This is a genomic window from Jutongia huaianensis (genome assembly GCF_014384985.1).
Taxonomy (GTDB): domain Bacteria; phylum Bacillota; class Clostridia; order Lachnospirales; family Lachnospiraceae; genus Jutongia; species Jutongia huaianensis.
Window position 1 is genome coordinate 114,283 of the sequence record NZ_JACRSX010000007.1, and the last position, 13,232, is coordinate 127,514.

A 13,232-nucleotide genomic window follows, 5' to 3' on the forward strand; every position below is an offset into this window, starting at 1 on the left:
TATCATTTTGCCCATGTTGTTTTATCCCGTTCTCCCTGATAATCAAAAAGTCCGTCGTTTTTCTCCTCCAACGCTTTGATCATATGATAGGTGTATTCATTATAAGGGGTTGGGATTCCAAGCTCTTCTCCCATGCGCATCAGCGTGCCGGAAAACATGTCGATCTCTGTATGGCGTCCCGCATCCAGATCCTGCAGGGTTGAATACCTTGCGGAAGCAGGAACTGCACTTCCCCTTCCGGATGTGCCCGCCATCTTACTCATATCAATTCCTTTCGCTAATGCAATCTGCTCCAGTTCCCTGCGAAGCCCGTCACTGATGACTTTCATATGTGTACTGTCACTGTAGCAGCCTACCCCCGCTCCCAGAATCGCCTGAGGAAGATTATTGCAGACATTCAGGCGAAACTTTCCCCAGATCTCCTCCCTAATAAACTCCGTAGAGCGGAAGTGAATCCCTGTGTCCGCAAAAAGGGACTCGATTGCCTGTACCCTTTCACTGTCAAAAGGTGCCGCAAGCTCTCCAAAAATAATCCCCAGAGTAGTTTCCGGATTGAAATAATATCCATTTTCCTCCTTGTGGGATGCCACCTTGATCAGAGAACGAAGAACCCTGTCATCCCCGACCTGCTCTGCAATCAGTTCCTCGCTGTCTACGCCATTCATCAGGCTCATAACTGTTGTATGCTCCCCAACGATCGTCTTAATGCTTTCCAGCGCTTCCGGAAGAGATCCATACTTCAAGGACACGATCAACAGATCCACATCCTCCGCCTCCTGCGGACTCCAAACCTCCGGACGATAAACTTCATCATTGATCCGACAGCCTCCCTTTTTCAACCGGTCAGCCCGTTCTCCCTCTGCGATCACACCCAGACGTATGTCCTTTTTGTGGGACAGTCCCCAGATTACATAAGAGCCCACAGCTCCTGCACCTAATACCGCTACTGATTGTATCTTCATATTCACGTTCCGCCTTTCCTGTTAGTTCTTTAATTTTCCCTCTGCCAGATCCCGTTCTGTCATATAATTGGTCGAAAAGGCAGCATTACATTCTGCAATTTCCTTTGTCCCGTTAATATAATCTACGTACAGATCCCAAAGATCCATCCCTCCATCTGCTTCCAGTCCATCTTCGTCCGGCAGCCACTCCCGGATCAGGGCGATCCGCTCCTCTTTTGTTGTGTCTTTGATCAATGTTGATTTCATAATGAACCACCTTTCGTCTCGCCTTCAATTAAAGCACTGAAATTTTCAGTCGAAAATCAATTTCTATTTGCACTATATATCCTTCCTCACACCTTATAAGACATTGAATCACAAAACGTACTCAGATAACATCCTGCCAATCTTCCCAATATCTACAGCACCCTTAAATTCAAATTTGGCTGTAAATCCGTTCGTAAACATTACGAATAATTCTGAATCAGGAAACAATTCCATAAATCCCGGTGTCTGAATTGAAAAATACTGAATTTTGGAATACGGCATTGTCGCAAAGGATTTTCTCTTTCCTGTAATCCCCTGCACATCAATAGAAATAATCCTCTTGTTTGTAAATACTAACTGATCGCGAATCGTTTTAAATGCAAACTCCACCTTTTCGTCTGCAATCAATAACCCGTCAACCTCTCCACGTACCTCATCATTGCTAATCGGTTTCAAATTAAAAACACTGTTCTGATTAAAATTTACTGCCATATTTTCCTCCTATCATGCTGTTGTGTTTATTTACTTTATCTGATATCTCATTGTATCACATACAGTTTTTATCATGTTGTCTTTATATAGTATGATATTTTACCCTCTGCCTTCTGTCAATAAGCTATCCCGTTTTCATTTTCACCCCTTGTCATTGTCATAATAATTAGAATACCTTTTAAATATTTCGGCAACTTTTGTATAAGCCGCTTTAGGTCTGCGGTATTCATCAACAATGCCCTTGTTATTCATTTCTCTTGGACGTCCGGCAAACCATTCTCTGCTGACCCTCACATCGCAAAACTGCCATATATATACACCCATGCATTCCGGAAAATTCAGGCATTCCGATACTTGCTCCGTCAATGCATCTGCCTGATACTCCTCTGTCCATTTTCCGTGATATGCATTATGACAGCCATACAGACCGCCCGCTCCAATTTCAGAAACGATAAACGGCTTTCCCTTGCCTTTTCCGTCCTCCTCAATCCAATGATATACCTCTTCCAGATAATCTTTGACCGGTTTGTCCACATACCATCCCGGATAAAGGTTGCAGGAAATCACATTTGGGAGATCAAAGCAGATATCCTGAAAAAACTTACAACTCGCAAAAGTATACGGCCGGGTGTCATCCATTTTGCGGATCAGATCAAACTGTTTTTCATAACATGAACGTCCAAATGTTGTTTCACTGGCACATTCATTTAAAATCCCCCAAATAAAGATACTTGGATGATTATAATGATTCAAAATCATTTCCCGGATCACCGCTTCCGCCTGCGCCTCAAACAGTGGATGCCTCATGCGGTCTTCTTCCAGACCACGGGCATGATTTTCCTCCCAGACTAAAATCCCCAATTCGTCACACAGATCCAAAAAAATCTCGTCATTGGGATAATGTGCCGTCCGTATGGAATTTGCCCCCATCTGTTGTATCAAAACAAGATCATTGTAAATCGCCTGATAAGGAAGTGCGCAGCCATAATCCGGATGATCCTCATGACGGCATACCCCTTTAATTCTCAGACTTTTTCCATTGAGCAGAATTTTCTGTCCCTCAACACAAATTTCCCGAAATCCAAAGCGGTCAATGATATCGTCAAGGATCTGCTGCCCCTTTCTCATCTGCAATTCCACCAAATAAAGCTCCGGATCCTCCGGACTCCATGGTTTCACATTATCTATTTCCAGATCCTTGTGAAGTTCATAATGCTCCTGTTCTTCCAACGAAATTTTCCAGTCAAATGTTGTATTTCCAATCCGTCCTGTTACAACGATCTCTTCCCCTCTGTACTGTCCTGTTTTCAGTACAGATATTGCAGCGCTGATCTTTGCATGCCAATTTCCGTTTTTCATATATGTCTTTACGTGAACATATTCAAAATAAAGCTCATTCAATTCTTCGACAACAACGGGTCTCGACACGCCTCCATAGGACATATAATCATTCGGCACATGAAGAGCACTCTCCTGATGAAACCGATTATCGGCCTTAATTTCCAGCCTATGCTCTCCCGGCTGCAGATCAGCAACAACCGCAGAGAACGGTGTATAGGCATTATAATGATGTGCAATTTCCCGTCCATCCAAATATACCGTTGCCGTATGACTGACCCCCTTACATTCTATCCGGATGTCTCCCGTAGCCTGAAAAGATTTTCTAAAAATCCCCTCTCCTCTGTAATCAGCAAAAAGAGGATGAGACTCCCAGCATCCCGGTGCTGCAAGCAGAAACTTTTGACCGGCATATCTCCCGGAACATGACTCAAACTCCCATAAGCTTCCTGTCAATTCTGTCTGTTTTCTGATTTTATGCGTGGCAAATGTCCGAATCATGTATCAACACGCTCCTTTCTCCAAAGTAACTTTAACACAACATTAGACTATATATCCCTTTGCGTCAATCCCTGATTTTAATCTGTTCTTTCATATTTTTGTAAAATCCTCATAAAGCAGAGCATAAAGAAAAGCCCCTAAAACTCTTGGTTTTAAGGACTTTTCGAAAATTTTTATGAAATAAGTTATTATCTCTTAGAGAACTGAGGAGCTCTACGAGCCTTCTTGAGACCGTATTTCTTACGCTCTTTCATTCTAGGATCACGAGTAAGGAATCCTGCTTTCTTCAGTGTAGGACGGAAGTCTGCGTCTACATTCAGAAGAGCTCTTGCGATACCATGTCTGATGGCACCTGCCTGGCCTGTGAATCCACCACCACGAACATTTACAAGTACATCATACTTATCCAGTGTGTTAGTAGCTTCCAGTGGCTGACGAACGATGATCTTTAATGTCTCAAGACCAAAATATTGATCCATATCCTTCTTATTGATTGTGATCTTACCATTTCCTGGTACTAAATATACTCTGGCAATACTGCTTTTTCTTCTGCCTGTTCCATAAAATTTATTAGCCAATGTCTTTTCCTCCTCTCAATTATGCTCTCTCTACGATTTCTAATACTTCCGGCTTCTGTGCGATCTGCTCATGCTCTGCACCTGCATATACATGAAGCTTCTTTGCCATCTGACGACCAAGTGGTCCCTTTGGAAGCATTCCCTTTACTGCATGCTCAATTACATACTCAGGCTTCTTTGCGAGCATTTCCTTGAGTGTAGTCTCTTTCATTCCACCAACATAATCGGAGTGATGATAATAGATCTTCTGATCCAGCTTCTTACCTGTTACTTTAATCTTATCAGCATTGATAACGATTACGTAATCACCGGTATCAATGTGCGGAGTATACTCCGGCTTATTCTTACCTCTTAATACGCAAGCTACTTCTGAAGCAAGACGTCCTAATGTATGTCCTGTAGCATCAACTACATACCATTTTCTTTCAATCTTGGATGGGTTAGCCATATAACTTTTCATCCCAGTACCTCCTAACTTTTCTAACAATCTTCAACTGTCAGGCACATAAATACTGTTACCGGGGCTTTGGCTTAAGTATTTTACACGCCACATTAGACTATTATATTATGTTTCTATGAGCTTGTCAAGATAAAATCTTCGTCATTTTAGATGTTGCCTTGCAATCTCACCGTAAATAAATCCATCCGTTTTCTGCAAATCACTGATCCTCCAGCTTTCGTACCGACGCTCCCGGCACCAGCTTACTTGCTACAATGGATGGCGGCGATAATTTGGTTTTGTGTCCTTCGATCAGCTTGATCAGCTGCTCTGCCGCTTTCATGCCAATGCGTTCCGTATCCTGACGAACCGTGGTCAGACGGGGTTGAAGCTGGCTGGCAATAAAAATATCATCATATCCTGCTACCGATATATCCTCCGGGATCTTTAATCCCATGGACTCGATCGCAGCAATCCCTCCCACCGCCGAATAGTCATCAGAATAAATAATGCATGTAGGCTTGTCTTCCCGTTTTAAAAGCTCTCTGGTATATTCTGCTGCCTTTTTAAGATTTCTGTATTCTGACGGAAGTATCCAGCTCTCCGGCATTTCAATGCCATGCTCCTCCATCGTGTCCTTCAGACCTTTGATACGGATATCCGTAACGACAGATGTGGAATCGCCGGTAATATATGCAATCTTTTTGTGTCCCATAGAAAGAATGTACTCAACTAATTTTCTCATACCTACTGCATTGTCAGATATTACCGACAGGCATTGCGGAAATTCAAAATCGATGGTCACAACAGGGATATCACTCTCTACCAGCTCCCGGACCTCCGGATTATAAAAGTCAATACAGGCGATCATCACACCATCAAGACCCCGATAGCGGCAATGCTCCAGATATGTCTTACTTTTTTTATGTTTTTTGTTGCTGTTAATAAAGGTGATATCATATCCTTTACTCTCGGCAGTTACCTTAAAGCTATTCAGAATATTGGCAAAGTAATCATGGGTCAGACCACTCGCCGCCTCATCAATAAACAGTACACCAATATTAAAGCTTTTGTTCATGCGAATCGCCCTGGCATAATACTGCGGAAAATATCCCTGCTCCTTCGCTACTTCTTTGATATGTTTTTTGGTTTCTTCCCCAATGTCTTTTTTGTCGTTTAGCGCTTTGCTGACTGTGGCAACTGACACGCCACAAATTTTTGCAATGTCCTTAATCGATGCCATCTGCCCCTCCATTTCTCCCGAAGGCTATTACAACGATAATGAGTTCTTTATTGTACTCATCCCGTATTTTCTCTTCTCCTGTTATCTTATCATACCCTTTTGATCGACACAATGATTTCTATAAATTAAAGTTACCCGCTCTGATATCAAAATCAGACTAGAATACCTCTTCACCAACTTCAACATCCTCTAACGAATCCTCTAAAACAACGCCATCCTTTTTGATCGCACCCCGAAACGCCTGCGTGCCAATCTTCTTGATGCTTCCGCCACAAACAAATTTTTTTAATCTGTGGCACTCATAAAAAGCCTGCGCATCTTTCCAGAGAATCCGGTAGAGAAAGCTTGATTTCCTTGGCATCGTCGTCCCCGTACTGTACGACCATTCCGCATGATCCCCGCATTTACCCGAAATCGCCCGTGGCTCATCATCCATGGAAGCATATTACGGGAACGGTGTACCGGTTGACGTTGCCTGTGCTTCCTTGATGTTGAGTCAGCCAATTTTTGTGTGCAGCCGGAAAGCCCTGCAAGCACCGGTACGGCCAGCAGACAGACAGCTGCTTTTCTCGTTAATGTTACCCAGGTTTGTTTCATAATATCCTCCATTCCGGATTTCGCCAATATTATCTCCCGGGCAGATATATCAGACAAAGATATGCCCACCGTATCATCATGCCCGTAACGATCAACCCATATTGTAGAATGATATCAAAAAATTTTCTTTTCATTTTCGGATTCTTTTCCTGTTTATCTACTTCTATCATATCCACTTTCGGAGAAAGAAAGCGTATCATCCTTGTATATGCAGCCAGAAGCAAAAGCCATATAATAAATGATCCAAATCCGGCCAGCTGCCATAGCAGTGTTCCCGATATCTCATTTCCAGTTCCGTGTACTCTGTTTCCGGTAAGATTTCCCAGGGCAATATATAAATAATCTACAGAAACATACCCCCAGATCAAACTGATCACTGACAAAAAAAGCCTCTTCCACCATTTCATATAAATTCCTCCGATTCCCTGCTGATCTTCATCTCAAACGGTTTCATCCTATATGTTTTTGAATCAAGGCATACTTTTTGTTCTTTATTCGTATTATTAAATACGAATCTCCACAATTTTTCGTCTTTCTGCCTGTATGTAACCTCTACTCCCAATGGGAGATTATCATAATAGAATATTCTCTTTTCCGATGCCATGCATTTTGCCAATGAAATATAGAACATTCTGTCACATACTGTTCCTATATAATATACCGTTCCTGCTCCGTAACAGTTTCTTGTCACAGCTGCGCTGCCTGAATAATAACGATCTCCATACTCCGCAAGCACCTGTGCCGTTTCTGCTTCAAGTATATCACACCATTGGCGGTACACGGCATTCTCCCGGGGCAGCTTTTCATCAGCATCTCCTCCCGGATAATACCGGCAGCTTTTTTTATAATTTTCCCGCAGCACATCATCTGTCAGTTTCAACTGTCCCAAATATGACCCAGGTGCATTATACTCCCGCACCCTCGCTCCAACCAGTTCCCTATATATTCCCGGAAGCGGCTGCATGACACATTTGTTATATGAATCCTTCACTCCGGAACGATTCGTCAGAAGGATCGTTCCTCCCTGAGCAGCAAATTCATGTAATGCTTTCTCTGTCTCCTCGTGAGTGATCAGCATAGTTGGCGCAAGCACAATCTTATATGCTGATAAATCTGCAGATTCATCAATGATATCCACTCCGACACCAATCGCGGTAAATCCATCGTGGAGACTTTTGAGCTGTTCCAGATAATACATTCCTTCCGCCTGGTGCTGCAGCTTAAACCCATATTCATTATCTGAACTGTATAACAGTGCCACAGAATTCTTCACATAGGATCCATCCATTTCCTGCAATCCATCAACAATCCGGCAAAGCTCCCGGAATTCCTCATATCGTCTGCCCGGCACATCGCTGTGATCTAATATCCCATGCCAGTACATTTCTGCACCGGCCACCGCCGTACGCCACCGGAAATGAACGACTGTATCGGCTCCATGTGCGATCGCCTGCAAAGCATATCCCTTGATCATCCCCGGTTCCGGAGAAGGGGACATTGGCATCCAGCTTCCTACTGCACCGCTGAGCTGTTCCATGATCCAAAAATTTTGCTGTTTGATTCCTCTCATCAGATCCAGATGAAATGCATGAGAATATAGCTCCTCCTGACTCTCTGGCAGCACTGTTGTTGGATAATTATCATAGGATACAATGTCCAAATTTTGGAACAGATCATAAAAATCCGGCATATTTTCGCACAGCCAGCTATTTGTCGTGATCCATGCATCCGGGTCAAGAGAATGGATCAATGTCCGCTGGAATTCAAGATACGCCACCGTACTTTCCGAAGCATACCGGTTATAATCCAGTGTTAATGATGGATTCTGCCACTTAATAAAATCGCCCATCGGCGGCTTTACCTGAGAAAAGGAGGAATACTCTCCACTCCAGACAGAATTCCCATAAACGGCATTGACCTCCTGTACATTTCTGTATTTTTTCCGCATCCAGTTCTGAAAGGATTCCTGACATACCTGGCAACGGCAATGATTCGCTTCCAGTTCATTATCGATCTGATAAGCGATCACGGCAGGATTGTCCCGGTACCGGCTCACCAGCTGTCTTATGATTTTCTCACAAAGTGTCCTATAAACAGGACTGTTCATACAACGATGGCCACGAATCCCGATAGCAATCCTCTGTCCATCCGGTCCGGTCTGTATGATCTCCGGATACTTTCCAAACGCCCATAAAGGCGGGGTGCATGTCGGTGTGCATAAAACCACCTGCATCCGTCTGTCCGCAAAAACGGACACAGCACGATCCAGCCATTCAAAGTCATAAGTGCCCTCCTCCGGTTCCATCCGGCTCCAGGCAAACTCTGCCATGCGCACCACTTTTACTCCACATTCCTTCATCCGATCGGCATCCTGCTCCCACATCTGTTCCGGCCATTGCTCCGGATAATAGTCTACACCTATCTGAATGCTCATACACGCCTCCTTTAATCGTTTAACTGCTTCTTGATCTCCAACATCTGATCACGTAAGTTCGCTGCCAGCTCAAAGTTTAATTCTGCTGCTGCCGTATTCATCTTTCTCTTAATCTTGTCCACAAGCTGTTCCAGCTCCTTACGGCTCATAGACTCAATATCCTTCTGGATATCACCCGTTTCTGTTTCCTCCACCTTCTTGGAAATACGGATCAGATCCCGTACTGCCTTTTTGATCGTCTGCGGTGTAATGCCATGCTCTTCATTATATCTCTGCTGTATGCTCCGGCGCCGGTTTGTCTCATCAATCGCATTTCGCATGGAATCCGTCATCATATCGGCATACATAATAACATGTCCCTCGGCATTTCTGGCGGCACGTCCGATAATCTGAACCAGTGCAATCTCAGAACGTAAGAAACCCTCCTTGTCCGCATCCAGGATGGCAACCAATGCGATCTCCGGGATATCCAGGCCTTCCCGCAACAGGTTAATTCCCACCAGCACATCAAAAACATCCATACGCATATCACGGATAATCTCCGACCGCTCCAGAGTATCAATGTCAGAGTGAAGATACTTCACCCGAATCCCGGCTTCCCTCAGATAATCCGTCAGATCCTCTGCCATCCGCTTTGTCAGTGTATTGACCATCACCTTATTGCCGGCAGCAATGGTGCGGTTGACCTCTCCCAGCAGATCGTCAATCTGCCCCTCTACCGGACGTACATCAATCTCCGGATCCAAAAGGCCGGTGGGACGTATGATCTGCTCCACTCTCGCCAGCTCATGCTCTGTCTCATAGATATTTGGCGTTGCAGAAACAAACATCATCTGATTAATATGCTGCTCAAACTCCTCAAAATTCAGCGGACGGTTATCCAAAGCTGACGGAAGACGGAAACCATAATCCACCAATGTCTTTTTGCGGGACCGGTCCCCGGCATACATGCCCCGGATCTGCGGAATCGTCATATGAGACTCATCTACCATAATAATAAAATCGTCCGGGAAATAATCTAAAAGCGTGTGAGGCGGCTCTCCTTCCTTCAAGCCGGAAAGATGTCTGGAGTAGTTCTCAATTCCGGAACAAAATCCTGTCTCCCTCATCATTTCAATATCAAAATTGGTCCGTTCGGAAATCCGCTGTGCCTCCAAAAGCTTGTCCTCGGAGCGGAAATACCGGACACGATCCTCCAGCTCTGCCTCAATATCGCGGATGGCCCGTTCCATAGCGTCCTTATCTACTACATAATGCGATGCCGGAAATACTACCATATGCTCCAGCTCCGATAATACCTCACCGGTCAGAACATCAATCTCCGTGATCCGGTCAACCTCATCTCCAAAAAACTCCACACGGATCGCGCGCTCTGACTCTGAAACCGGGAACACCTCCAGCACATCCCCGCGAACCCGGAACGTACCACGCTGAAAATCCATATCATTTCTCGTATACTGCATGTCGATCAGCCTGCGAATAACCTCATCCCTGTCCTTCATCATACCCGGACGCAGAGATACTGTCATATTCTGGTAATCAATAGGACTACCCAGACCATAAATACAGGATACACTGGCAACGATCACCACATCCCGCCGCTCTGTCAGTGCAGCCGTAGCGGAATGGCGAAGCTTATCGATCTCATCATTAATAGAGGAGTCCTTCTCAATATAAGTATCAGACGATGGAACATATGCTTCCGGCTGATAATAATCATAATAGGATACAAAATACTCTACCGCATTCTCCGGGAAAAATTCCTTGAACTCGCCGTAGAGCTGCGCCGCCAGGGTCTTATTGTGCGCAATGACCAAAGTCGGTTTATTGAGCTTTGCAATGACATTTGCCATGGTAAAAGTCTTGCCGGAGCCGGTAACACCTAGCAAAGTCTGAAACTGGTCGCCCTCCTCAAAGCCTTTGACCAGGGCGTCGATTGCCTCCGGCTGATCTCCGGTGGGCTGGTATTCGCTGTGTAAAATGAATGGTTTTTGTGCATTTTTCTCAGAAAAATTTTGCACCAAAATCACCTCCTCACTGCTACATTCTAAAAAGCATTGTATAAGTCAATTTTTTCAACGTCACATCCTCTAAATGTTACAAAAATATTACATGCTATTCTCCTAATCCTGCGAAGGTCACTTAAACACAATTTCGCCACTGGATAACATCCTATGGAAATAACGTACTAAACATCAAAATAGTATCAATACCATGACAGTATAATAGCACACTACACAAAAAAATAATAGGAATAGAGATGGAAAATCGTATCTCTTAATATAAGCACACAGACTTATACAATACTCCATTTTCCCAAAAGGCTAATGCACATATTTACAAAGATTTTTTGTTTGTAATATCGAGTTAAAATACACGCCCAAAATTTTCTCTCTAAAAAGTTCAAAAACATATCAGGCTTCGTCTTGTAATATCTTCTTCATTTGTGTTTCCAATGTAATCGGCAAACTGTCTAATCCAATGCAGTTATTAAATCTTCCTGTAGATCAGCATCAACCAATAATACTTTTCGCCCCTGATGTACCAAACTGATTCCCAGATTTAATGTAATTGTGGTCTTGATTGTTCCTCCCTTCTGATTTGCAAGGACGATTACTTTACACTTGGTCATATGGTTTTCTCCTTTCTCGAAAAATTTAATAATCAATCCGTTTTGCGGGACTGTCTATGTATAAAAATGGGCATCAAATAGCCGACTGACTTATATTGAACCAATCGGCTATGTACAAAATTCTATTTTAACCAAATAGATATTCAAAAACAGCTGCAAATGCTGCATTCTTCATCTGCCGGGATCTTACTTTGCCAATTTGATATGCTCTCATCAAATCACTTTCTTTGCTTACTATTAATTCTCCTAATGTATTGATGTTCAATTCTCTTAACTTTCCTTTCTGCCACTCCGAAATCTCCAATACATCAATACTTTTTGCAAGCTGAAATTTGAGACACTCTGTCATATCTGGCTCTGTAAATTTAGGGATTTTTTTTATTAATGTTTCGTATGCTTTGCTATTAGCTCCAAATTCGCTCATTCGTTTAAGTGACAAATTATTCACTATGTTGATTCCAACACTAAGAGGCGCATTTTCTAGCGCAAATAAACATCCTAAATTAACCTCATATCTATTACCAATTTCTGAATTTGTCGCTTTTATTCCCGTAGCTTGAAGCTTGATAATTCCTGTATATTCTAATATTCTAAGCGATTCCTTAATAACTTGTGGACTATTTCTATGAATCCAGAAATATACTGATGATGCTTTGTTATTTTCTAAAGCTCTATCATTTTTATTCTTTATCTCCGGCAATACTACAGTTTCAATAAAAGTTCTTCCCCAATCAATAAATTTACTGTTGCTAGGATATTTTTCTGCTAACAATGATTGTTCTGACCAAATTTCTTCCCTATAAAATTCTCTAAAAACAGCCATAACTGAATTAGTTTTAAAGTTTCCAACTTTCTCAACACTTCTTAATAATAATCTTGGATTTCCACTCGCTGCATACGCCAATACTGAAAAGTTTTCTCCATTCCTTATCAAATTTTTTGTAGTTTCACTATCTTTAATCTGCCTGAGAACCATTTCCTTCATATTGCTAACATAATTCTCTTCTCTCAAGTCTCTCGTTAAATTAATTGTTACTGCATCATGCATTGGTTCAAAAATATCTCCATAACAAGTAACACCTGGATACACCGCTGCATTACATTTAACATATGATGAACGTATTTCTCGAAAAATCGAGAAAAATTGTCTTTGCTGCTCAGGAATAAATACATGTGCTGCTTCATCAATATATATAACCATTCGTTTTATATTCAATTCTACACATATATCTTCAATAATATCCATCAATTCATCTATTGTCGGTACTGCCATCGTGTCTATTATTTTCCCTGGATTTTTCCAAGAATTTTCAAATTCTTTATTTTTTTCCATTAATATTTTTATAGAATTTCCATATGGACTCTCTTCACTAGTAACATTTCCAAAATTCCATTTAACACTAGATATCAACCCGTATTTTTTTAATTCTCTAATAATTACCGTACAGATTTTATTTAACATCCATAATTCAAATTGCACATTATTTCCTGTTTGCACTAAAGATGCACTCCTAAAAGTAAGAAAAACCGGAAAAATTCTATCCTTTTCAAAATTATCAAGAAGCTGCATTTGAGATATTTTAAAAAGAAACGATTTTCCCATTCCTCTACTTCCAACTAACAAAACTGGCGACTGGGATTTCAAACTTTTCAATATTTTTTTATCATCTTCACTTTCTACATATAATTCTTTAAGTTGATCTTCTTCAAGTTCTTCTGTTCGTATTATAAAATCATTCATTCTCTATTAACTCCTTAATTATATATTTC

Annotated in this window: 12 protein-coding genes and 1 pseudogene; all 13 read right to left on the reverse strand. The window is 42.2% G+C overall.

Translation table 11 applies throughout. From position 1 onward, the window contains the following. Window positions 1–2 precede the first annotated feature (2 nt). On the reverse strand, window positions 3–962 hold the full coding sequence (locus H8704_RS07530; protein ID WP_249297854.1) for a ketopantoate reductase family protein: 960 nt from the start codon (window positions 960–962) through the stop codon (window positions 3–5). Between the two features lie 21 nt (window positions 963–983). Then, window positions 984–1,208, reverse strand: coding sequence for a hypothetical protein (locus H8704_RS07535; RefSeq protein ID WP_249297855.1), 225 nt, complete (start codon window positions 1,206–1,208; stop codon window positions 984–986). Window positions 1,209–1,316: 108 nt separating this feature from the next. After that, window positions 1,317–1,700, reverse strand: a complete 384-nt coding sequence (locus H8704_RS07540) for a PH domain-containing protein (protein ID WP_249297856.1) — start codon at window positions 1,698–1,700, stop codon at window positions 1,317–1,319. Between the two features lie 141 nt (window positions 1,701–1,841). After that, window positions 1,842–3,539 (reverse strand): glycoside hydrolase family 2 protein, encoded by a 1,698-nt coding sequence (locus H8704_RS07545; protein ID WP_249297857.1) that lies wholly within the window; start codon window positions 3,537–3,539, stop codon window positions 1,842–1,844. Between the two features lie 188 nt (window positions 3,540–3,727). Continuing rightward, a complete protein-coding gene (gene rpsI, locus H8704_RS07550) occupies window positions 3,728–4,117 on the reverse strand; it encodes a 30S ribosomal protein S9 (RefSeq protein WP_022305150.1) in 390 nt (129 codons plus the stop codon). 19 nt (window positions 4,118–4,136) lie between these two features. After that, entirely contained in the window at window positions 4,137–4,577 is a 441-nt protein-coding gene (rplM, locus tag H8704_RS07555; RefSeq protein WP_118679809.1) for a 50S ribosomal protein L13, read from the reverse strand. Window positions 4,578–4,776: 199 nt separating this feature from the next. Beyond that, window positions 4,777–5,799, reverse strand: coding sequence for a LacI family DNA-binding transcriptional regulator (locus tag H8704_RS07560; protein ID WP_118679811.1), 1,023 nt, complete (start codon window positions 5,797–5,799; stop codon window positions 4,777–4,779). 157 nt (window positions 5,800–5,956) lie between these two features. After that, window positions 5,957–6,235, reverse strand: a complete 279-nt coding sequence (locus H8704_RS07565) for a leucine-rich repeat domain-containing protein (protein ID WP_249297858.1) — start codon at window positions 6,233–6,235, stop codon at window positions 5,957–5,959. A 190-nt stretch (window positions 6,236–6,425) separates the two neighbouring features. After that, window positions 6,426–6,803, reverse strand: a complete 378-nt coding sequence (locus tag H8704_RS07570; RefSeq protein WP_249297859.1) for a hypothetical protein — start codon at window positions 6,801–6,803, stop codon at window positions 6,426–6,428. Beyond that, the gene (locus tag H8704_RS07575; RefSeq protein ID WP_249297860.1) at window positions 6,800–8,830 is read right to left on the reverse strand and encodes a beta-galactosidase; all 2,031 of its coding nucleotides are present in this window, start codon (window positions 8,828–8,830) and stop codon (window positions 6,800–6,802) included. Before H8704_RS07575 ends, H8704_RS07570 begins: the two co-directional genes overlap by 4 nt. 11 nt (window positions 8,831–8,841) lie before the next feature. Beyond that, on the reverse strand, window positions 8,842–10,851 hold the full coding sequence (gene uvrB, locus H8704_RS07580) for an excinuclease ABC subunit UvrB (protein ID WP_249297861.1): 2,010 nt from the start codon (window positions 10,849–10,851) through the stop codon (window positions 8,842–8,844). 399 nt (window positions 10,852–11,250) lie between these two features. Continuing rightward, window positions 11,251–11,462, reverse strand: a pseudogene (locus H8704_RS14115) (AAA family ATPase); the annotation flags it as partial. A gap of 127 nt (window positions 11,463–11,589) precedes the next feature. Continuing rightward, complete coding sequence (locus H8704_RS07590) at window positions 11,590–13,203, reverse strand: hypothetical protein (RefSeq protein WP_249297862.1); 1,614 nt, start codon at window positions 13,201–13,203, stop codon at window positions 11,590–11,592. Window positions 13,204–13,232 lie beyond the last annotated feature (29 nt).

Bases quoted from the DNA above. Each gene is read 5' to 3' on its own strand.
- H8704_RS07530 (WP_249297854.1), bottom strand. From the start codon at position 962: ATGAAGATACAATCAGTAGCGGTATTAGGTGCAGGAGCTGTGGGCTCT.
- H8704_RS07535 (WP_249297855.1), bottom strand. From the start codon at position 1,208: ATGAAATCAACATTGATCAAAGACACAACAAAAGAGGAGCGGATCGCC.
- H8704_RS07540 (WP_249297856.1), bottom strand. From the start codon at position 1,700: ATGGCAGTAAATTTTAATCAGAACAGTGTTTTTAATTTGAAACCGATT.
- H8704_RS07545 (WP_249297857.1), bottom strand. From the start codon at position 3,539: ATGATTCGGACATTTGCCACGCATAAAATCAGAAAACAGACAGAATTG.
- rplM (WP_118679809.1), bottom strand. From the start codon at position 4,577: ATGAAAAGTTATATGGCTAACCCATCCAAGATTGAAAGAAAATGGTAT.
- H8704_RS07560 (WP_118679811.1), bottom strand. From the start codon at position 5,799: ATGGCATCGATTAAGGACATTGCAAAAATTTGTGGCGTGTCAGTTGCC.
- H8704_RS07565 (WP_249297858.1), bottom strand. From the start codon at position 6,235: ATGGATGATGAGCCACGGGCGATTTCGGGTAAATGCGGGGATCATGCG.
- H8704_RS07570 (WP_249297859.1), bottom strand. From the start codon at position 6,803: ATGAAATGGTGGAAGAGGCTTTTTTTGTCAGTGATCAGTTTGATCTGG.
- H8704_RS07575 (WP_249297860.1), bottom strand. From the start codon at position 8,830: ATGAGCATTCAGATAGGTGTAGACTATTATCCGGAGCAATGGCCGGAA.
- H8704_RS07590 (WP_249297862.1), bottom strand. From the start codon at position 13,203: ATGAATGATTTTATAATACGAACAGAAGAACTTGAAGAAGATCAACTT.